Here is a 20,831-nt window from a genome sequence, read left to right as displayed (position 1 = left end):
ACCTAAGCCAAACCCTATGTGCGGATGCGCACGACCACGAGAATATTCATCGCGGAAAGAGACGCTGCTCGGCCATAATTACCTCGCGTGAATTGCCGATCGGACGCACTTACTGAATGATGTCAGGAAGTGCCACAGCAAGCTTTGCACGGGGACGCTCTTAACTACGGAGGCCGCAATGTTGGAAAAAGGCTGGACTGCACGAGTCCTGGAGACTTTGCTTTTCGTCTTCGTGTGGATGATTGCTCTGCTGCTGTATCCGCTCTATCGCCTGGTCGATCACTGGCGTGCTCGCTATCGTGGCCAGCAGGCTGCTCTGCGGCGAAGCGCCGCGCGACAGCGATTCAATCATGTCAGGACGGGCACCTGAAAGAGGCAATAGAAGCCGTTGCATTGTCCTGTAGGACCTGTAACGCCTCAGTTGTAAAAACCTTAAGACGTGCTAAGGCACCGAAGACCACAAAACAAGAAGGGGAAGGCCATGGACCACCTTAAGCGGATTGCTCGTCGTCTTGCGGCGTCTACCGCGCTCTCTTATCGATACGACGTGCCCGCTTGATCATCCATACAGTCGCGCGTCGATGGAAGCACATCAGGAAGAGTTTCTAAAAATGCTACGGGAAAGTCGAGCGGCTTAGGGCCGCGCTCGCGCGGCCAAATAAGCGCGAGCGTCGATCTCCTTAGCCCGGTGCGATAGCGGCCGAGACGATGTCCTGCATGAATGGTTTTCCAACGGCCTTAACAAAGAAGCTGTTTTTGGAGGGCGTCGCGATCGCAATTGACGTCGTATCCGCTGGATAGCGCCCGACGAGTCTGAACGACGCCGGTCCGAGCTGTTCGTAGAGTTCAAGATGATCGACGGTCTCTTGATAGCTGACCGAAACCGAAAGCGTCTGCCCCGTTCGGCGCGCCTCGATCTTCGTGCAACTTGCGATACCCGTTTCCAGCGCGCTGCCTTCTTCGTAATCGTTCCACGTAACGAGTTGAAGATAGGGAAGCTGATGATGCGCGCTGTAGTGCTCGTTCAAGATGCGAAAGCCGTCCAGCCAGGTCTTGCCGCACGCTTGCGGAAGCACATTCGGCGATGCGGCGGCCCAGGGCGCCATGGAATCGTCGAAGCCTTTCCATACGCCGCCCACCGCGATCTTCGATGGCTGCGCCGTTGCCGTGTTGTAGAACACGTTGAGCCCGGTGAGGTCCGCCGTCGTCCCCTTGAAGCGCGCTTTCGACTGGGCTTCGACCCACACGAAAGCCCCGGCGCTTGCCGGCGCGTTGAGACCATGCGCGTGGATATGAATCCACAGCACCTCGGGGTGCGCCGCCTGAATGCGCGCCCAATCGGCCCGGCCGACGGCTTCCATCCCGAACTCGAAAACGACCGGCCGGCCTTCGTAACGCAAATACTGACGCGACGAGAAGTACTCGCGCGACATGTAGTCGAGGTGATGAAGGATCGTCCGGTTCAAGTCGCAGCCTTCACACGCGTTGAACTTGAACGTGCCGCTATCCATCATTAGCGCGAAGCTCATGTTCGGAAATGCCGCGAGTTGCGGCATCGACGCCTTCCACGCGGTGTCGACGAAATGGCCTGCGCCGTACCAGTCGACGATCACACCGTCCACCCCGCGCGAGGCCATGTCGCTGAATGTCCGCGCAGCCTGACGCGGATCGTCGGAGCGGTAGTGAACATCGACCCCGCGCGGCGTCGGTCCCCACCACGGCAAGTAGTGGGCGAGAACCTTGGTCGTGCTGCCGGGATAGAGAAGTGTATGGACGTCGACCTTGGAGACCGAACTTAGGCCTGACAGATTTCCGTTAGTCGATCCGTTAAATACCGCACTTCCAGCGGTATTCGCGGGCAAGAGCGTAGAGACGGAGTCACGATCGGCAGCGTTGCCATTCGCAGTGACTAAGGCGAGCACGGCCGCGAACACGATCGATCTAAGCATGTATGTATCCGATTGCCCGTAATGGAATGATAAGAGCATAAGGGTTCCAAGTCCTCGGACCATGTTTGGTTTCGTACAGAGGTGGCTGGAACGCCGTGGTCTCATGCTACGAATTGTCGTCTTCTCTATGGGCATCGCCGCCGGGCATGGAAGGCGTGCTTGCGTGTCGCGCAGAAATATCGGAGTTCATGCATGAGGCTTAATAAAAACAATTCCCCCGACGCTTTCGATTGGAGCGATTCGGTATCGCATCAAGGGAACAGGCTCTCGCCGGTCGATATGATCGAGAACGTGTTCGACTATAAGTATCTGTTTCTCGGTGTGTTCCTCGCGTGCCTTGCGCTATCGGTGGGCTATGTCGCGCTCTCGGCGCCGGTGTATTCCGCCGACGCGCTCATCCAGATCGAGCAAAGCAAGGCTAGCGCGCTAGGCTCGCTCTCGGATGTATCCAAGGCGCTAGACATCCAGGATTCGCCGGTCATTGGCGAGATCGATATCGTTCGTTCGCGCGCGGTGCTCGAACACGCGATGGACGCGACGGTGGCGCAAGCAGAGGTGACGGTAAAGAACCATGTGCCGCTGGTCGGCGGTTTTCTCGGATCAATTTTGCCTAAGGAGCCTAACGGGCTCGTGCGTCCGTTGCTCGACGAACCGTTCTGGGCCTGGGGCGGCGAACAGGTCGAATTCAAGACCTTCGATGTGCCCGAGGCGGTGATCGGCGAGAAGCTCGAACTGAGGTATCTCGCGGACCACAAATGGACGCTTAACGACGAACACGGCGCTCAACTCCTGAGCGGCACCGTCGGAACGCCGGTCACGGCGGACGGCTTCACCGTCGACGTGCAGAAGATCGTCGCGCAACCCGGAACGGAGTTCACGGTGCGCCGGTTCGCGACGCAGACGCGCCTCGAACAGCTTCAGAAAACGCTCAACGTAGCCGAGACGAAGCGCCAGTCGAACATCATCCAGCTCGCGCTGGAAGATTCCGATCCCGTGTTCGCATCGCGCTTCGTCAACGCAATTGCAGCCGCGTATCTCGATTCGAACGCCAAGCGGCGCGCGGCCGATTCCGAGCGCAGCCTCGCGTTCCTCAATGCGCAACTGCCGGTCGTCAAGGAGCGTGTGCAGAACGCCGAGCAGGCGCTCAACGACTATCGCAACAAGGAAGGCACGATCGACGTGCAGGGCGAAGCGAAGATGCTGCTCGACGAATCCGCGCTTGTGGAAAAGTCGCGTCTCGAAGCGAAGCTCGGCTACCAGGATCTCGCGACGCGCTTTAGCGGCGACCAGCCGCAACTCGTGGCAGCGGCCAACAAGTTCCGTCAGCTCGATCAGAAATCGGCGGAATTGCAGGCAAAGATCGCGCGCTTGCCTTCGGTGCAGCAGCAATATCTGCGTCTTTCCCGCGATGTCGAAGTCAACAATCAGTTGTACGTCGGCCTGATGAACAATGCGCAGCAATTGCAGATCGCGCAGGCAGGCACGGTCGGCAATGCGGCGCTCGTGGACAAGGCCGTGCCGCCCGAGAAGCCCGTGCGGCCCAAGCGAATCATTGTTCTGTTGCTCGGCGCGGCGTTCGGCGCGGTGCTCGGCTTCCTCGCGACTCAGCTTTTGCCGCTGTTTTCCGGGCGTATTCGCGATCCGAAGCGTCTCGAGTCCATGGTCGGCATCCAGACGCTGGGCGTGTTGCCGATCTCGCCGCATCAACTCGAAGCCAGCGTGACGAACATTCCGCGCTTCATGGTGAGCCGCGAGCAATCCGATACGCCGCTCGTCGAAGCGATGGATACGCTCGCGCACTCGCTGCAGTACAAGCTGGCGGCCACGGAAGGTTCGAAGGTCGTGCTCGTCACGTCGGCCGTACCGGGGCAGGGCAAGTCGATGATCTCGGCGAACCTCGCGTATCTGTACGCAGAGAAAGGTCTGAAGACGCTGCTTATCGACGCCGACATGCGTCGCTCCACGATCGACCGATATGTGCCGGTTCAGGGAAGCCAGGGGCTGTCGGGCGTGCTGCAAGGATCGGTTACGACGGGCAATGCGATCACCGTGCCCTTCGAAAACCTGCATACGCTGCCCGCGGGCAAGAGCGTTCGGCATCTGCGCAAGCTCCTCGGACCCGAAAAGCTCGCAGCGCTGATCGAATCGGTTCGCGACGAGTACGACATGGTCGTGATCGATTCGCCGCCGGTGCTGGCCGCCGCCGATGCCGCGGTGATCTCGAAGTTCGCGGACGTCACGCTCTTCGTCGCGCGCCAGGGCAAGGTGAGTTACTCGGAAGTGGTCGAAGGGGTGTCGCGTTTATCGAAGGTCGGCACGCAAGTGGACGGCCTCGTATTCAACGGATTCGAGCCGTCGCCGCTGCGCTACGGCTACTACTCGGATAACTACGGGTACATGGACAGCGCGCAATCCTGAGGCGCGAATGCAATCACTCTATAAAGATGACACGCGTCACGAGCGCGTGTCACGGGGAAATGGCGCAATGGCTGCGACAACCGAAACGCTATTGAAGAGAACACCGGCTATCGACGATACGACGAAAACGCGCGTGGTCTGGTTTCTCGGCCCACGGCCGGCAAGCTGGAACGGCGTCATGCGCTACAGCCTCGACTGCCTGGACATGATGAGGCACTTCGATGACTTCACCGTGCAGGCCATCGACATTCCGGCACCGTCGCGCTCGCTGAAACGTTACTGGACGCAGTTTGTTCTGTATCCGTTGCGGGCCATGACCGCCGCTCGATCGTCGGATATCGTCGTGCTGTATCAGGAGGACATGGCCTACCTGATTCCGTTCGTGCGGCTCGCCGGCGGTCGCGTGTGCATCGTCATGCATCACGTCGTGTTCGCGGACAAGACACGTGGGCTGATCGAGACGCTCAAGGCGCGCTATATGCGGGTGTTGCAACCGCTGATCGCCCGAGCCGATGTCGTGATATCGACGACGGAGGTGACCGTTGCCGACGGCATCGAAGAACTCGGCATCGACCCCAAACGATTGCAACTCGTGTCGAACGCGTTCGATGAACACATTGTGCCGACCAGTGCCGAGGTACGACGCAAGGCGCGAGATTATCTGCGCGATAAATTCGATCTGCCGCTCGGCGACGCGACCGTGTTGCTCAATGTAGGCACCGACGAAACGCGCAAGAACAATGCAACGATCTTTCGCGCATTGGCGAAACTGGGGCGCAAGGACGTCGTGATGCTGCGCGTGGGCCGCGCGCAGAACGAGGCGAACCGCGGCGAATGCCAGGAGATTGCGCGCGCGGCGAAGCTCAAGGCGCACTTTATCGAAGGCGTGAGCGACGACGATCTGGCGACCTGCTATCAAGCGGCCGATGCCTATGTTTCGCCCACGTTGCATGAAGGATTCGGCCGCACCGTCATCGAGGCGCAGCTGGTCGGCTTGCCGGTGATCGCGTCGGATCTGCCCGTGTATCGCTTCACCATGGCGGACTCGTTCGTCGCGGTCGGCGACCCGACGAACGCAGACACGTGGTGCAAGGAAATCGGGCGTGTCCTCGACGATACATCGCTGCGCGACGCGCTATCGAAAGACGGCAGAGAGAACGCCAAGCGCTTTTCGAGCGCGGCGGTCAGCGCGGACCTTCATCGCGCGCTTGCCCGCGCGGCGCAGCGTTAAGCGCTTCCACGATCATGACACCCACACAAGCACGTCAATCCATACGGGCGGGAAAGGCGGGCGAAACCGCCTATTCCGCGCGGGGAATCCTCTTTCCCGCTTTCTACGCGCTCGCGCTCTTAACCGACGCAGCGCTGCCTTACCTCGGCCTTGCATCGTATAGCGCGGCCGGCGCGCTCGCGCTCGCAGCGGTCGGCCTGCTCGGGCTGATCGTGACGCGCCCGGTTTTCACGGTTTCGCTGCTCTATCTTTTCGCGATCAGCCTGACCGTTTTCATCGCGGGCGTCGGTATCGAGTCCGGCGGATTTCTCACGGAAACCGGCGTGCAGGGCGAGGCGACCGGCGCGTTCAGCCGTCTGCTCTGGTTCTACGTGGTCTTCGCGGGCTGCGCGCTGGCAGGGTTCAGTCTTCTCTATCGCGAGGGCGGAAACCGCTCGAAGGTCGTGCCGCGCATGACCGTCGCGAACGGGAGCATCGCGCTCGGCCTGGGACTCGCCGCAGCCGTGATCGGCGCGGGCGTCGTTGCGGGATTTACGGAAGGCTTCGCGCTGCTCAAGGGCGTCAACCGGTTTGCGTTGCGTAACGACAGTGCGGGAGCCGGCCCGATATTCAACTTGTTCCTCAATAACCAGTTGTTCATCCCCGTGCTGCTCGGCACGTTCTGCACGGCGAAGGACCGGCTTGTCAGATGGGCGGCGATATTGATGATCGTCGAGGACATCGGGCTGCTCGTGCTGCACGGCGAACAGTTCATGTCGGTGCTGGGCGTGTGCATCTCGGTACTGGTGCCGTTCATCGCCGTGCATGCGGCGAACGGCAAGCCCGTCGTCCGCTATCTGGGCATTGGCGCGGGAATCGCGCTTCTGCTCGGCTGCACGTCGGTGTTTTACGCCTACAAGGGACAAGGCCTCGACGTCTCGGATACGGTCATGTCGCGCATGTTGCTGCAAGGACAGGTCTGGTATGTCGTGGATAGCGACGCCGGCCTTGTCGATGCACCGGCGGGCGGCGCTGCCGCATTTAGCCGTGTGCTGCAATCGCTCGAGTCGCCCTCGGCGCCCACTTTCTTCGACGACAGCGCGGTCAGCGGGTTACGCGACGTGATGCTCGCCTACGGCACGCCGGAGATTCTGCGCGCGTATGTCCACGACGACGTGACGTTCACGATGGGCCAGATGGCCGTGCCGGTCTACTGGTTCGGCTTCGCCGGTGCGCTGATCTTTATCGCGTTGACCGGCGTTGCCTACGGCGGGCTCGCGGCCGCCCAGATTCTGGTGACGCAACGCGGGGGCGTCGTGATGCTGTGGCTCATCACGAAGATCGTGTCGTATGCGGGCTTCGGTTTGCAGCAAGGCGAGTACTGGAACCTGTTTGGATTGCGGACCCTAGGCTACGTGATGCTCGCGCTTGCCTGGTGGTATTGCGTCGATGGACGCCAGGCGCAGACGTCGCCCGCGCGCATGGAGTTGATGTGAATTCGCTAGTGCAACTCCTGTTCTCATCTTTCTCGGGCGTCGTCTGCGAGAAGATTGTCGGCGCGCTCGCGGCGATCGCGAGCAACCATCTGTTTGCGAACATCTACGGTGCGCGCCTTTTCGGCGAGCTTCAGTTTGCACTCTCGCTCGCGTATGTGGTCGGCAGCATCGCGCTCATCTTCGGTTCGCCGACCATCGCGCCGATTCTTGGCAAGTACCGGCGCTTGCGTCATATCGTTTTCTATCGGACGTTCCGCTTGCGTCTGATGCTGACGCTCGCCGTCATGCTCGTCTTCATGGCCGTCATCGCACTGGCGATGCCCGCATCGAGCGCCACCGCGCTCACGCTGATCGCGTCGCTCGTGCTGATCGTCGAGCCGCTCGCGCTGGGTTCGCTCATGGCCTACGCGGAATCCAAGCCGTGGGTCATCACGCGCGCCAAGGCTTATGCGAGCGGCGTGCGTGTGCTATGGCTGCTGGGCGCGGCGCACGCTTCTTTCGGCGCGGTGATCGCATCGTTCGCCTGGCCGCTGGAAGCTTGCGTTGCCGCCGTCGCGCCGTTCAGCCGTTATCGGTCGCTTGCGTTCCGGACCCCGAAGTCGCTGATCGGCGATGCCGCCGTCACCCGAACGCTCGTCGTGCGCGGCCTCAAGATATGGCCCGCGATTGCGGCGAGCGTGATCGTGTTGCGAATGGACCGGCTGTTGCTCGGCGTCATGATCTCCAAGGCGGATCTCGGCATCTACGCCGCAGCCGCTTCGCTTGTCGAGCAATGGAACTCGGTCGGCACCACGCTCGCGCTCGCGCTTGCACCGACGATGGTCTACGCCGCGCGCAACGAGCAGCAACTGATGTCGCGGGCGTGCAAGCTCGCGGTCTATCTCGCCGCTGTCGCCGTGGTCGCGGCGATCGGCAGTGTCTTTCTCGGCGAACGCGCGTTCCTGCTGATCTACGGCCCGGCATTCAAGGCCGGCGTGCCGGTGATGATCTACGCGACCACGTGCGCTATCGCCACGTTCGCGGATGCGGGCTTGAGCACGTGGTTGATCGCCGCGCATCGATATCGCCTCGTGAGCATCAAGCAGGCGATGACCGTGGCGGCCATCGCCGTCGCGCCGATGCTGATGCCGCGCTCGCTCATCATGTATGCGCCCGCGACGGGTATCGCGGTCTCGCTCATCGGCTTCTGGGCGATCACGCTTTCGCTCGACCTGCACCGCCCGGAGCGCAAATGAAAATTTGCCTTTGCGCTAATCGCTTTCCACCGAATATCGTCGGCGGCGCGGAGGTGGCCGTTCATTCGCTCGCGTTGCAGTTGCGGGAGCGCGGTCATGCGGTCGATATCCTCACGCTGTCCGACACGCGCTCGGGCAGCCGCACCGTGGTCGATGGTCTGGATGTTCATCTGCTGCCGAACGTCAACCTCTACAACCAGTTCAGCCACGCGAGCCGGGGAACGCTCAAGAAATCGCTCTTTGGCGTTATCGACCTGTTCAATCCGCTCGTGCTGCTGCTTGCGTGGCGCGCATTGAAGGCGTCCCGCCCGGACGTGCTTTGCACCAATACGCTCAAGGGTCTCGGCCCGGCCGTCTGGGTCGCGGCGTGGCTGCGGCGCGTGCCGATCGTGCATGTCAACCACGATTACTGGCTCGTGTGCCCACGCTCGACGATGTTCAACGGCGGTCATTCGTGCGCCACGGCATGCGGCCAGTGCAAAGCATTCGCCAAGCCGAAGAGCTGGTTTTCGCGGCTCGTCGCGCACGCGGTGAGCGTGAGCCGTTTCGTCGAGGACCGTCACCGCGAGCTTGGCTTTTTTGCGGGCAGCCGGCAATCGGTCGTCTACAACGCGCCCGTGCCGATCACCTTCGCGCGGTCGAAAGCCTCTCAGCCGCACACGCCGTTTCGCGTCGGTTTCATCGGACGTACCGACGACACCAAAGGCGTCGCCGAACTCTTCGCGAGCGTGATGGCCGCGAACGTGCCGGGGCTCGAGCTCCACATTGCAGGGCGGGACAACGAGAACCGCTTGCCCGCGTTGATGCGCGAGTATCCCGCGCTCAAGGTCGTCTATCACGGCTTCATGGATCGAAAGACGTTCTACGACATGGTGGATCTCGTGGTCGTGACGTCGATGTGGAGCGAACCGTTCGGCATCGTCGCCATCGAGCCGTGGGAATTCCAGAAGCCGTCGATTGCATTCGCGTCAGGCGGCTTGCCCGAAGTCTTTGAAGGCATGCCGGAACTCGTTGTGCGCACGGGCGATACACAGGCGCTAGGCGCGCTTGTCGCGCGGCTCGCGACGGACCGGGCCTTTTATGCGCAAGCGGCGGCACGCTGCCTGTCGCAACGCGAGCGGTTTCTTCCGCCGAAGCAGGTTCGCGAAATCGAAAAGGTTCTTAAGGCGGCGATGACGGATCGATAAGGCGGCGCCCAAAGAGGCGACCCGATTCGGGCATCGAGTAGTTGCATCAAAAAAATAACAGATTTTGTAGACCACAAGCACGGGGTAGTAAATGAAAAGGCGCGTATTGATGGTGATGACTCGGGACATCCCCCCCGAGGCAGCGAACGGGCGCGAGCGTACATTGCGCTTCATTCAGGAAGCGATCGGCGGTGAAGTCGAGCTGAACAAGTTCACGATTCGTTCGGTATTCGAGTCCGGCGGCTTCGCAGCGAAATGCGGCGCGTTGATGCGAGTATTGCGGGGACTGCTGACGGGCGCGCCTTGCGCGTTACAGGTCGCGATGTTCTCCGACCATGAAAAGCTAAGCGAACTTGTCGGCGTGATCGGGACATTCGAACCGGAAGTGATTTACTTCGACGGTATACGGCTTGCCGATTACGCGGTGGGCGTGCGCGGCGTGGTCGGTCCGCGTCCCATCATCATGGACTTCGACGACTTGATGTCGCGCCGCGCGAAGATGCTGCTCGACGCGCGCTTGCCGCTCTCGGCGGGCTACCTGGCCAAGTTCATCCCACGCCGGGTTGTCGAGCTGGCGAACGCGAGCGTGCTGCGGAGCGCAGTGTTGCGCTACGAAGGCTATTGCCTGGCGCGTCATGAGCGCGAGACAGTGGAGGCGGCGCACGCGGTCACGCTGGTATCGACTGCCGACGCAGGCGAACTTAATTCGCTTGTCGGCAGCCAGGGCATGCGCAAGATTCACGTGATATCGCCGCCGATGACGGCAGCGCGTCCGCTTGCGCGCCCCGAAACGCCGCTTCGGTTTGTCTTTATCGGCGCGGATAGTCAGGTGCAGAACCGGATGTCGATCGACTATCTGCTCGATGTGTGGAAGCGTCTGGCTCCCGCGACGCCGCTCGTCATTTACGGGCGCATGTCGCGTGAGTACGAGCCGATCGAGAACGTGCGCTTTGCAGGTTTCGCGCCTTCTCACGACGACGTGTACACGCGAAATTCCATCGCGATATGCCCGGCGTTTCTCGGCGGCGGCATCAAGTCCAAAGTGATCGAGGCGATCTCGCACGGCTGCGCGCCGGTTGGCAACGCAACAGCGTTCGAAGGTATCGGCTTTCACGATGAATCGCTGGCAATGACCGGAGCGGAACTCGAGCGCTTCGTCGTGGACCCGTTACCACGACTGGACGCCGTCATGGATGCGGCCGCCGCGTTCCTCGCGTATTGCGAAGCGAATCACAGCGTGAGCGTCTTCACGACGCAATGGCGCAACCTGCTCGCCTTGCCGCCGACGATGCAAAAGCAACCGGCCGCCGCACAGCTGCCCGCGACTCAAGCTTTACATTTGTAATGTGCGGAACGTAACGACCGCCACGCGCCGGGTGACACAAAATAATCGTGGACTGGGAGAGCACGGATAGTGCATCGGGAACGATATAAGTCCTCTTGCCAACGAGCAGAGGGCACAAAGGGAAAGACATGAAACCGATTGTTTTCGGCGGACGATTCGGGTGGCTGCATGAAGGACGCGGTGAACGCGGCGTGATTTTGTGCAACACGCTCGGGCATGAAGCCGTGTGGACGCGAAACGGCACGCGGTATCTCGCGGAGGCGCTGGCAGCGCGCGGCATCTGGGCATTGCGCTTCGACTACGCGGGCACTGGCGATTCAGCCGGCGGCAACGATAGCGCGGACGCGTTCGATTCGGCCGTATCGGATGTCGAAACCGCGAGTGCATGGTTGAAAGAGACGACCGGCGTGACGCATGTGACGCTATGCGGATTGCGAGTGGGCGCGGCGCTTGCGCTAAGCGCCGCGCTCAAAGAACCGGTCGACGATCTCGTTTTGCTTGCGCCCATGCTAAGCGGGCGCACTTATATGCGCGAACTGACGATGGTGCGCAAGACGTGGCTCGATCAACTGGCGCCGCCGTTGCGCGCCGCTCAACCGGAAGACGGGCCGCTCAACGTGCTCGGGCAGGTTTATCAGGACGATCTCAAGCTCGCACTCGAAACCTTCGACGCCGCGGCCATGGCCAGGAATGCATCGCGAAGTCCCGCGATGCGCGTCCTGATCGCGCATACGCGAGTGTCGGCATGCGAAGCGTTGCGCTCGGCACTCACTGCGCACGGTGCGAGCGTGGAGATGGATTCGTTCGATGATTTCGGCGCGTTTGCGCAGGAAACTGCGCTATCGCAGCATCCCGCTGCGACGTTCGCACGCGCAATCGAGTGGATGTCAGAAGGACGATCGATCGACGCGGCTGCAATGCCGGATGAATCCGCTTGGCCCGACGATCTGTTGATCCAGACGCCGGAGTCGATCGAGCGGCCGGTGTTGATCGGCGAGCACCGCTTGTTCGGCATTCTTTGCGAACCGCGTTCCGTGACCGCGCGCAAGTCGGCGTTGCTCATTGCCAATACATCGGCAAGCGCGCACGTGGGCGATAGCCAGCTCTCGGTGCGGATGGCGCGCGAACTGGCACGGCGCGGCATCGCGTCCTTGCGTTACGACGCGCGCGGTCGCGGCGACAGTCCGCGTGAAGAAGGCACGCCGCACGCGGGAACCCCGTTCAGCAACATCTACGAACCTTGCGCGACGGAAGACACTGCAAGCGCGGCACGCTGGCTCGCGAGCAAGGGCTTTAGCAATATCGTTTCGTTCGGGATCTGTTCGGGCGCGTACCACGCGATGCGAGCAGCTATTGTCGAGCCGGCGCTCAACGGCGTCGTGATGATCAACATTCCGACCTTCACGAAGCCGGTGCCGCAGCCGGTCAACGGCGCGAAAAACCAGGCGCGAAACTCGATGGCGGGCTATGCGATCTCGATGTTCGATCCGTCGAAGTGGAAGCGCGTCGTGAGCGGCGAGCGCAAGCTCGGCCCTGTCGTGCGCTACATTGCCGGTTATCTGCTCACTCGGCTGCGACTGCGTGTGGCCGACGCACTCGGTGTTTCGCGACGCGCGCTGACCGCTGGCGAAATACCGGCCGCGCCCGCCGCGATGCTCGACGCGCTCGATCGAAAAGGTGTGCGCACGCTGCTCGTGCATGGCGCTTACGATGGCAGCCTCGACTTGCTCGCGATGCATTTCGGCAAGCACGGCCAGCGTCTTTCGCGATATCCGAACGTGCGAGTCGCGATTATCGACGATATCGACCACGCGCTTTTCAACGCGTCGAGTTCGGCGAAGGTAATCGCGCTGTGCGACACGCTGATCAAGCAGATGTGTACGCGTGAAGACGATGCGCGGATGCCGGCGGGAACGCCTGCGATATCCTAAACGCTCGAAAGGCGGCGCGTTATCCGGCCGCCCGGTAGCGCACGGGCGACGATGCGTTGAGCGCCCGCACTTCGCCTTCGGGCGCCCATGAAGGCGCGTCGTTTCGCGCGATCAGCGCGATGCGGCGGCTCGCGCCCGGACGCAGATGAAACCAGTCCACCGCGGCGCGATAGTTCGGATCGACCACATGGACCCAGCGCGCCAGCCGCACCGCGCTGACAACGAGCGTCCAGCCGCCGTCGCTCTTTTCGAGTTCGACGGTCAAGGCCGCATCGTGTCGCGGCTCGACTGCGAGATCGGGAAAATGGAACGCTTCGGACAGTAGGTCACCGCTTTCGGCGCATCGCAATGTCGCAACCGTTGCATCGTGCGCGCGCGGGCCGAACCGGTATGCGTAGGTGAAGTCGAAGAAATGGCCGAGCAACGCCGTCGCGCCAATGCGTTCTACGCTGCGGGCCGCGAGCACGACGTCACGTGCCGCGTTGACGACCTGCGCCACGCCGTCGCGCAGTACGACGAGTTCGAGACGCGCAGGGATATCGCGCGCGCTTTCGTTAATCAGATGAAGGTCGATGCCGTCCAGCCCCTCGTCGATGGCGAGCACCTGGACGGGTTGAAGCACGCTCGCGAGCCCGTGGAGCGCACTCTTCGGCGCGCCGAGCGCGTCGATAAGTCCCCAGCCGGCACCGGGCCGCACATCCTGCAACTGCCAGACGATCCCGCCCGCACACGACGATCCGGCGCGCCGCCACTCGGCGAACACGGCCGTCATGACGTCGGCGACCACGGCGCGCGAGAGTTCGAGGTAACGGTCGTGATCTTCGTAGCGCAAGCGCGCGGGATCGACGCGATACAGCGTGCGCATATAGTGCTCGCGCACGTCGTCGAAGTCCCAGGGCGCGCCGGGATCGCGAGGCACGGCCTGTTTCCAGCCGGGCTCGTGCGCCAGCGCCGCGCGCGGCAAGACGTTCAAAGCGACATCGTCGGGGACGTTCGCGAAGCCGAGGCATTCGGAGGCGAATCGCACTTGCGCGCGACGCGCGTCGTCCAGTGGTCGCTGATACGCGCCGACGCCATAGTAATGCGTGACGCCGGAGCGTGTCGCGAAGGGCAACGAATGTTCATCGCCGGGCGCGGCACACGGTGAATTCGCGATATACGCAACGTCCGGACGCGACGCTGCAACGAGCGAAGGAAGCAGTTCGGTGAAGAGGGGCTGGTGTGCCTGTTTGCGCGACAGACCGAGCATCGCGGCCTGCTGTTGCACTTCGCTGCCGCCGCACAAGACGGCAAGCGACGCGAAGCGGCGCGTGCGCGAGAGGAATTGCGCCGCCTCCCGTGTGGCGCTCGCGCGAAACGCCGGGTCGTCCGGATAATCGAAATTGGCAAAGGCGAAGTCTTGCCATACGAGCACGCCATATTCGTCCGCGAGTTCGTAAAACGCGTCGGATTCGTAGAGCATCGTGCCGCCCACGCGGACGATGTTCATGCCCGCCGAACGCAAGGATCTGAACGCCGGTTCGAGCACCTCGCGTGACGGATCGAGCGAGACGAGATCGGCTGACGTCCAGCATGCCCCGCGCGCAAACACGGCCACGCCGTTCACGACGATCTGAAAGCCGTCGCCGGAGGGGCCGCGATCGATTTCGAGCGTTCTGAAACCGACCTTGCCCAACGCGATCTCGCCGAGTACGTCCGACTGGATCGCGGCTGCGTGAAGTGCCGGCTCGCCGTGGGTATGCGGCCACCAGAGCCGAGCGTTCGGCGCGCGCACCGTTCCGGTAAGCGTATGCGAGTCGGTCCATTCGAGAGCGTTCGCCGCATCCGCGCAGATCAGGCTTACCGGGTGCGGCTCCTGCGCGTGAAAGAATCGCACGCTGACATCGAGGATGCCGTCGGCCCCTTCGACACGCGTCGCCATCTCAATCCGTTCGATCGAAGCCGTCGTATCGCCGATCAGTTCCACCGCGCGCCAGGGACCGGCTGGCTGGATCGACGGACACCAGCCGGGCATGTGGCCGAGGAGGGTGGTCCGAACGTTGCGCAGGGTCGCGGGTTGAGCGAGACGCGGACGCCAGCGCGCGCGCGTGCGTTTGGCCGCAAGCGCGGGCGTGAGCGACCGGAAACAAAGATAAAGCGTCGCGGTCCGGTCAACGTCGATATCGACATCATGCGTGACGAACATCGAGTCCGAGTCGAGCACCTTGCGGCCATCGAGCCAGACTTCGCAGATCGTCGCAAGTCCGTTGAAGCGCAACTTGCGCGCGCCGTTCGCCGTGAAGCGGACGCGATACCAGTGGTCGTTGAACGCAAACGCTGGCGGATTGCTTTCGTCGAGCCGCCCCGCCGCTCGCAACGCCGACGCAACCGTGCCAGGCACGGGCGCATCGATCCATCCGCTTGCCGCATCCAGCTCGCTTGGCGTCGCATACGCGTTCGCAGGCGTGCTGACGCATTGCCAACCTGCGGACAGCTGGCGCGTCACGCCGATCATGAGAAGAACGCAACGAGCGGCGTCATCACGCGCTCATACGACGCTTCCAGTGCGTCGAGACCGTCTTCGCAATAGTCGGGGCGTCCACGAAGGCGCGAACGCGCGAGGCGAAACTGCATCACCATCGATTCACTCGCGATGTGCTGCGCATCCTTTTCCAGATTCGCGGGCAAGTCGAAACCCCGCTCGCGAAGCCATGCGAAGTACTTCGACATGAGTTCGAAATTCGCGCCGAGTTGACGCATGAGATTGAACGAATACAGATGGAAGTATTCGACGTCCCGATTCAGCACCGCGTGGACGTGATCCTTGAACGCGCGGCGCCACAGGCTGATGGGATTGCTCGCCGGCATGCGCGACAGGTGGGTCCGAAGCAGGTTTGCCGATGCCTGCGCGATCGCCGGACCGCACAGCGCGGACCGGTTGCGCTTGACGAACTCGACATACGGAAACAGCAGATTCGGGTTGCTCGTGAATTCCGGCGTGAGGCGGAATACGCCGTCGTAATCCGCGCCGCTCAGCGCGAAAGAGCCCGCGTTGTGAAAGTATTCGAGCTGTCGCGACAGCGTGTCCACGCGCTTGATGCCGATCGTGGTTTTCGTATGCGTGCGCTGATAGGACGTCGCACGCGTATCGGGCAAATAAAATCCATCGACCTCGACGATGACCGTGTGGCCGCGTCGCGTCTGCTCGAGTACGTGCCGCTCGAGCGTGTCGTAGACCGCGAGCTCCTGCGCCTGCAGACCGTAAAGCTGCGCGATGTCGTCGAGCGAAAACTTCGGGAAAGTGAAGTGATCGCCCTCGAAATCCTGCAGCACCGTGAAGCCGAGCGCCGCACGCGGATCGTATCCGTAGTCGTGCAGCATTTCGATCCACAGATCGACATAGCAATTGGTTTCGAGCCAGACGCGCTCGCCCTGATGAAGCGGATGACGCGCGGCTTCGCTGAAAAGCGCTTTCGCCCCAAAGCCGACCGGTTGCGCCGGCTGACAGGCCGGCGACGTCAAGGCGAATGCACTGTCGGCGTTCACGATCCCGGCCGGCGCGTTCACGACTGAGCACCCAGGGCTGAGAGTGCGTCGGCGACCACGACGGGGGCGGCATCGCCCCAGAGAAGCGCGCGTACCGCCTCTGGCCACTTGGCGACATCGAGGCCATGGTGACGGAACAGCGCGAGCGTGGTGCGCTCCATGCCGAAGCCTACGCATGCCGTGTGCGCGAGCGTGTCGTCGGCTTGCGCGATGTTCCAGATCTCGCCGAAGTGCTCCATGTGGTAGTTGAACGAGAGACAGGCGGTCGGCTTGTTCGGCGTCGCGACGGGCACGAGCAATTCGAACTTCAGTTGCTGCTCGCGCTGGCTGTCGGCGACGATCTTGCCGCCGCGTCCGAAGAACGGGTCGTTCGCGAGGTCGATCTCGAAGGGCAATTGCAGCAGGCGAACGAGCATCGAGCCGCGATCGATCCACTTTTGCCGAAACGCCATCACTTGCGCCGGGCTGCCGATACGGATGTATTCGCGCTGCCGGAACATCTGCATGCGGCCCGGATCGATCGACGGTTCGTGGCGGAAGCAGTAAGCGTACACATCGATCGTTGCGCCGTCCTCACCGAGCTTGCCGCGCTTAGCGATCAGCGGATACACCGGATAGCAGGCAGCGGGCGCGAGCACGAGACGGGTCGGCTTCTGCTGATCCATCCATTCGTCGGAGCGCTCTTCGTCGCCGGCGGCAAGCGTCTTGTTGAGCGCGTCGAGCAGGCGATGATGGCCTCGATCGTTGCCCTGAAACGCATGGATCGTACCGGCGAGATCGGGGAAGCTCTTCAGATATTCGCTGTCCTCGAAGTCGTGGCGACGCATCGCGGGCGGAAAGCGCAGCACCTCGGCGTGCTGATCCGCGCCGATCAGCGTGATTACCTTGTTGAGCCGGTCGACGATGTCCTCGAAAACCTCGCTGCGCCCATACAGCCCGTTCTCTCCCGTGTCGATCAGGATGCCGGCCTCGAAGAGCCGGTCACGCAGCGTCGGGTCGGCGCCGACAGACATTTGTTGTTCTTCGGCCTGCATGATTGCGGCCTGCTCGTTAGGCATATTCATTTTTAGTGTGTCCCCGTGACCGCAGTGCGCTGCGCAAGCAGCAAGTTAGCCGTGTTCAACTCGATGCGATCGTTGCTTATCATCAGCGGCGCCGACATGAGATCGCGGATATGGCGTCCCACGCTGAATTCGCTGTCGTTCTTGTAGCCCGCCATCCCGCAGATCATCAGCGTTTCCTGCACGACCTGAAGCGCGGATTGCGATATCGCGAGCTTGAGCATGTTCATGTCGGCCGCGAGTCCGATCGACGCGCCGAGCGGCGCATCGAATAGCTCGCATTCCAGCGCCTTGCGCGCAACCCGTTCTGCGTTCGCACCGGCGACAGCGTCGAGCGCGACCTTGAGGCGCGCTTGCATCATCCGGTGAAGCGTGACCGCCTGAACGAGACGCGAAGCGGAGGGCGGCAATGCACCCGGCTTGCCGCGCGCCTGATTGCGAAAGAATTGATGCGCGCGATTGAGGGCGTCGCCCGCGATGCCGATCCAGACCGCTGCCCAGAGCGTGTGCGACACGGGCAGCATGCTTTCATCGGCGATCTTCGCGAACGGTGCGGGCAGGATCTGGTCCGCGCCGCCGTGCGCGTTAAGCCGATGGCCTTCGCTGCAGGTGCCGCGCATGCCGAGCGTGTCCCAGGTGCCGCGCGGCTCAAGCGTGAATGTCTCGCGCGGCGCCACGATCAGCACCTGGTCGGATGGCGGCGCGTCCGGATGACGGCGCGCGGTAACCAGAATGCAGTCGGCGTACGCGCCATAGGAGATGGTCGGGGCGAGCTTCTCGATCGCGAAGGCACCCTCTGCGAGATCGACGGCGCACGCGCTCGTGCGCATGTTGCCGCCGATCGTCTCTTCGGATGTCGCCGATGCGAGGAGCATCTGCTCGCGCGAAATACGCGTCAGCAGATCGCGTTGCCACGCTACGTCTGCGCCATGATCGACGATGCACACGATCTGCACCAGATGCATTGCATAGATCATGGCGGCCGATGCGCAGCCGTGAGCCATCGCTTCGCAGAGTTGCGCGACTTCGTCGAGCGTGAGGCCATCGCCGCCGAATTCCTTCGGGATGGTCACCGAAAGCAGGCGTTCGCGGCGCATCATGTCGACCGCTTCATGCGGGAAACGCGCGTCGCGATCGACCGCGACGGCATGCTTGGCTGCTAGTTCGGCGACGCGCCGCGCGGCGGCGAGCAAGGCCGTGGCGTCGCGCTCTGGCATGTGCGGCTGCGCGAATCCTGTGCCCGTGGCATAGACTTCGGCGTGGGAGTTCATGCGGCAGCCTGCGCGCGCTGGAGTTCGGTGATCGCCGCCGCCAGTGCGTCGATGCTCGAGAACAGCCGACGCGTGAGCATGCGGTCAGGAATCTCGATACCGAAGTCGTCCTCGATGGCGAGCATCACGTGTACTGTGGCGAGCGATGACAGGCCTGCTGCGTAGAGGTCGTCGCTATCGCCGATGGAGTCGACAGGAGCGTCCAGACGGGCGGACTCGGACAGGATGCGCCGCAATTGATCTTTCATTTTCTTTCCCCGGGGTAACTACCGATTTGACTCGGCTATGCTTGTTCGAAATTTCGCGCGGCCGGCTTACATGTTGTCAGCCAATCGATGCGCAAAACATCCTCACCGTGCTTGCGTCGCCCGAGCGCCGGGCTTGATCGACAAGCATTTTTCGAGTCGATCATCTATTGCTTGCCGGTGAGGTGCGGTGATCTTCGTCTGACGGTATTTAACGAAGGAGGGCCCCCATGCGTCCGTGCGATTCCGCACCGAACCAAGGGACTCGACGCTTGAGGCAAAGCACGCATACACCAAGGTTCCTTGTGAGTGATCGGACACCGAAGACACCGGGACACTTGTTCATAATGCGGGTTAGTCCGAAGTGCTTCTCAAGTCAATGTTCAACTAAGGACGTGCGAATTGGTTCTTGTCGTTTTGTTGTTGATCTTCGCCGCAGTGTTCTTCTTCTGGCGCAAGCGCCGCGTGCAGGTCCTGGTTGCTGCAGCAATCACGTTCTGGCTGCTTGGAAGCTGGTTGGCCGGACCGCTCGTGCGCGTCGCGCAAAGCGGACACGACATGGTCGTAGCGCCCCGCTTCGCGCCGCATATGGCGTTCATCGTGCTCGGCGGCGGGACGAGTTTCGACAGGAACAACAAGCTCGTGCCCAAGGGCGATTCCATCGACCGGATTGGCGCTGCTGCGGCGCTTTACAAGGATTGCAAGCGGACCGAGGTTGTCTGCCGGGTGATCGTGAGCGGTGGCGATCCGCAAGGCCATGAACGCGCGGAAGCCGATGTTTATGCGCCGCTTCTGGTCGCGGCCGGGATCGACGGGTCCGATCTCCTGATTGAAAACCAGAGCATGGATACGTACGAGAACGCACGCAACGTGGACAAGCTGCTGCGTCAGGACCGCTATGACACGCTGGTGCTGATTACGTCGTCGCTGCACATGCGGCGAGCGCTGTTGTCGTTCGGCGCGTTCGGTTTGCGCCCACAGGCTTTCGTCGCGACTATACGTAACCCTTATTCGTGGATCGTGCCGCATCCCGAGGGATGGGTAGATTCGAATGGCGCGCTTCACGAGATGCTAGGTGTCGTGCGCTTCTATGTATGGCGATGGCTTGGCTGGTATTGAATGTGTGGCACGGCTTGCAGAGGCCGCGCATCGTGGGAGATTCTGCTTGAGCTTAAGCCCGGTTCCAACGGTGCATCGAGACTGTCCGACGCGATGTAGTTGTTGTTAGCCAAAGAGAAGACTCTCACTTACCACCACTTAGGCAAGCGCTTAGACTGTGACCTGACTTAGGGTTTAATGGAAAGTGCTTTGCGCGATCCTGTCTGTATTTTAAAAGTGTCTTTTTAGTAAGTCCAAGTTTCTCTCAGGCCATTCCCCGGGTGGTCTGTTCGGGCCGACAATTTTTGTCGGCCCTTTTTTCTTTAAGCGTAGTCAAGTGGTCGCCGGCGCAAGTGTACGAATGTCATCGTAGAGGATCGTTGCTAGCCGCCTGATATTATCGAAGGCTGAAATCAAACCGCGAACGAACGATGCAACTCCTCGATCATGTCTCTATCGGTGTACCCAATCTTGAGGCGGCGCGTTTGTTTTACGACGCGATCATGCCGGTCCTTGGCGCAACGAAAGTGTATGACCGCTCCGACGCGCTAGGATACGGCGAGCGTTGCAACGCCGACGATACGTACTCCACGTGCCTGGCCGTCTATCTCGATCTAGCAAGCATCGACGAAAACAAACGGCATTGGTGCTTCAAGGCAGTAACCCGGGCACAAGTGGACGCGTTTTACGCAGCGGGAATTGCCTCCGGCGGACGGTCGGACGGGGCGCCCGGTCTGCGGTCCCACTACCATTCGAACTATTACGCCGCATTCTTGTTCGATCCAGCGGGCAATCGGGTCGAGGCCGTCTGTCATGCCGCGTCGAAGTGAGTACGCAGCTAATGAGCGTGGCAAGACGCG

At 61.9% G+C, this 20,831-nt stretch carries 16 protein-coding genes; 10 read left to right on the top strand and 6 right to left on the bottom strand.

Translation table 11 applies throughout. The annotated features are described in order from the left end of the window. The first annotated feature begins 178 nt into the window (after positions 1-178). Entirely contained in the window at positions 179-370 is a 192-nt protein-coding gene (locus AC3D25_RS20020; protein WP_488890187.1) for a hypothetical protein, read from the top strand. Positions 371-680: 310 nt separating this feature from the next. On the opposite strand, the gene AC3D25_RS20015 is transcribed toward AC3D25_RS20020, so the two are convergent. After that, on the bottom strand, positions 681-1,949 hold the full coding sequence (locus tag AC3D25_RS20015) for a glycoside hydrolase family 71/99 protein (RefSeq protein ID WP_488890186.1): 1,269 nt from the start codon (positions 1,947-1,949) through the stop codon (positions 681-683). Positions 1,950-2,141: 192 nt separating this feature from the next. On the opposite strand from AC3D25_RS20015, the gene AC3D25_RS20010 reads away from it, so the two are divergent. From AC3D25_RS20010 to AC3D25_RS19980, 7 genes are all read left to right on the top strand, one after another. Then, positions 2,142-4,367 carry a polysaccharide biosynthesis tyrosine autokinase gene (locus tag AC3D25_RS20010; RefSeq protein WP_488890185.1) on the top strand — a complete coding sequence of 742 codons (2,226 nt, stop codon included), beginning with the start codon at positions 2,142-2,144 and terminating at the stop codon, positions 4,365-4,367. Between the two features lie 67 nt (positions 4,368-4,434). Then, on the top strand, positions 4,435-5,598 hold the full coding sequence (locus AC3D25_RS20005) for a glycosyltransferase (protein ID WP_488890184.1): 1,164 nt from the start codon (positions 4,435-4,437) through the stop codon (positions 5,596-5,598). Between the two features lie 14 nt (positions 5,599-5,612). Continuing rightward, the gene (locus AC3D25_RS20000; protein ID WP_488890183.1) at positions 5,613-7,073 is read left to right on the top strand and encodes a DUF6418 domain-containing protein; all 1,461 of its coding nucleotides are present in this window, start codon (positions 5,613-5,615) and stop codon (positions 7,071-7,073) included. Continuing rightward, positions 7,070-8,308, top strand: a complete 1,239-nt coding sequence (locus AC3D25_RS19995; RefSeq protein WP_488890182.1) for an MATE family efflux transporter — start codon at positions 7,070-7,072, stop codon at positions 8,306-8,308. Before AC3D25_RS20000 ends, AC3D25_RS19995 begins: the two co-directional genes overlap by 4 nt. Continuing rightward, the gene (locus AC3D25_RS19990; RefSeq protein WP_488890181.1) at positions 8,305-9,495 is read left to right on the top strand and encodes a glycosyltransferase; all 1,191 of its coding nucleotides are present in this window, start codon (positions 8,305-8,307) and stop codon (positions 9,493-9,495) included. Before AC3D25_RS19995 ends, AC3D25_RS19990 begins: the two co-directional genes overlap by 4 nt. Positions 9,496-9,586: 91 nt before the next feature. After that, positions 9,587-10,840 carry a glycosyltransferase gene (locus tag AC3D25_RS19985; protein ID WP_488890180.1) on the top strand — a complete coding sequence of 418 codons (1,254 nt, stop codon included), beginning with the start codon at positions 9,587-9,589 and terminating at the stop codon, positions 10,838-10,840. Between the two features lie 128 nt (positions 10,841-10,968). Beyond that, on the top strand, positions 10,969-12,771 hold the full coding sequence (locus AC3D25_RS19980; protein WP_488890179.1) for a serine aminopeptidase domain-containing protein: 1,803 nt from the start codon (positions 10,969-10,971) through the stop codon (positions 12,769-12,771). A 19-nt stretch (positions 12,772-12,790) separates the two neighbouring features. Here AC3D25_RS19980 and AC3D25_RS19975 read toward each other — a convergent pair whose 3' ends face one another. The 5 genes from AC3D25_RS19975 to AC3D25_RS19955 are packed head-to-tail and all read right to left on the bottom strand — an operon-like array spanning position 12,791 to position 18,876. Further along, entirely contained in the window at positions 12,791-15,265 is a 2,475-nt protein-coding gene (locus AC3D25_RS19975) for a glycoside hydrolase family 2 protein (protein ID WP_488890178.1), read from the bottom strand. Next, positions 15,262-16,317 (bottom strand): DUF1839 family protein, encoded by a 1,056-nt coding sequence (locus AC3D25_RS19970; RefSeq protein WP_488890177.1) that lies wholly within the window; start codon positions 16,315-16,317, stop codon positions 15,262-15,264. Before AC3D25_RS19970 ends, AC3D25_RS19975 begins: the two co-directional genes overlap by 4 nt. Next, complete coding sequence (locus AC3D25_RS19965; protein ID WP_488890482.1) at positions 16,314-17,330, bottom strand: amino acid--[acyl-carrier-protein] ligase; 1,017 nt, start codon at positions 17,328-17,330, stop codon at positions 16,314-16,316. Before AC3D25_RS19965 ends, AC3D25_RS19970 begins: the two co-directional genes overlap by 4 nt. Before the next feature lie 32 nt (positions 17,331-17,362). After that, on the bottom strand, positions 17,363-18,574 hold the full coding sequence (locus AC3D25_RS19960) for an acyl-CoA dehydrogenase family protein (protein WP_488890481.1): 1,212 nt from the start codon (positions 18,572-18,574) through the stop codon (positions 17,363-17,365). A gap of 50 nt (positions 18,575-18,624) precedes the next feature. Then, positions 18,625-18,876 carry an acyl carrier protein gene (locus AC3D25_RS19955; protein ID WP_488890176.1) on the bottom strand — a complete coding sequence of 84 codons (252 nt, stop codon included), beginning with the start codon at positions 18,874-18,876 and terminating at the stop codon, positions 18,625-18,627. 399 nt (positions 18,877-19,275) lie between these two features. Between AC3D25_RS19955 and AC3D25_RS19950 the strand changes: the two genes are divergently transcribed. Then, positions 19,276-19,992, top strand: a complete 717-nt coding sequence (locus AC3D25_RS19950; RefSeq protein WP_488890175.1) for a YdcF family protein — start codon at positions 19,276-19,278, stop codon at positions 19,990-19,992. 410 nt (positions 19,993-20,402) lie between these two features. Further along, a complete protein-coding gene (locus AC3D25_RS19945) occupies positions 20,403-20,801 on the top strand; it encodes a VOC family protein (RefSeq protein ID WP_488890174.1) in 399 nt (132 codons plus the stop codon). Positions 20,802-20,831: the final 30 nt, after the last annotated feature.

Source organism: Caballeronia sp. SL1002, assembly GCF_057814995.1.
This window is presented reverse-complemented; position numbering and strand designations above follow the sequence as displayed.

What these genes read in the sequence shown, in the direction of transcription:
- AC3D25_RS19975 (WP_488890178.1), bottom strand. Translation starts at nt 15,265, where the DNA reads ATGATCGGCGTGACGCGCCAGCTGTCCGCAGGTTGGCAATGCGTCAGC.
- AC3D25_RS19955 (WP_488890176.1), bottom strand. Translation starts at nt 18,876, where the DNA reads ATGAAAGATCAATTGCGGCGCATCCTGTCCGAGTCCGCCCGTCTGGAC.
- AC3D25_RS19985 (WP_488890180.1), top strand. Translation starts at nt 9,587, where the DNA reads ATGAAAAGGCGCGTATTGATGGTGATGACTCGGGACATCCCCCCCGAG.
- AC3D25_RS19980 (WP_488890179.1), top strand. Translation starts at nt 10,969, where the DNA reads ATGAAACCGATTGTTTTCGGCGGACGATTCGGGTGGCTGCATGAAGGA.
- AC3D25_RS19965 (WP_488890482.1), bottom strand. Translation starts at nt 17,330, where the DNA reads ATGCAGGCCGAAGAACAACAAATGTCTGTCGGCGCCGACCCGACGCTG.
- AC3D25_RS19990 (WP_488890181.1), top strand. Translation starts at nt 8,305, where the DNA reads ATGAAAATTTGCCTTTGCGCTAATCGCTTTCCACCGAATATCGTCGGC.
- AC3D25_RS19945 (WP_488890174.1), top strand. Translation starts at nt 20,403, where the DNA reads ATGCAACTCCTCGATCATGTCTCTATCGGTGTACCCAATCTTGAGGCG.
- AC3D25_RS20005 (WP_488890184.1), top strand. Translation starts at nt 4,435, where the DNA reads ATGGCTGCGACAACCGAAACGCTATTGAAGAGAACACCGGCTATCGAC.
- AC3D25_RS20010 (WP_488890185.1), top strand. Translation starts at nt 2,142, where the DNA reads ATGAGGCTTAATAAAAACAATTCCCCCGACGCTTTCGATTGGAGCGAT.
- AC3D25_RS20020 (WP_488890187.1), top strand. Translation starts at nt 179, where the DNA reads ATGTTGGAAAAAGGCTGGACTGCACGAGTCCTGGAGACTTTGCTTTTC.
- AC3D25_RS19960 (WP_488890481.1), bottom strand. Translation starts at nt 18,574, where the DNA reads ATGCCAGAGCGCGACGCCACGGCCTTGCTCGCCGCCGCGCGGCGCGTC.
- AC3D25_RS20015 (WP_488890186.1), bottom strand. Translation starts at nt 1,949, where the DNA reads ATGCTTAGATCGATCGTGTTCGCGGCCGTGCTCGCCTTAGTCACTGCG.
- AC3D25_RS20000 (WP_488890183.1), top strand. Translation starts at nt 5,613, where the DNA reads ATGACACCCACACAAGCACGTCAATCCATACGGGCGGGAAAGGCGGGC.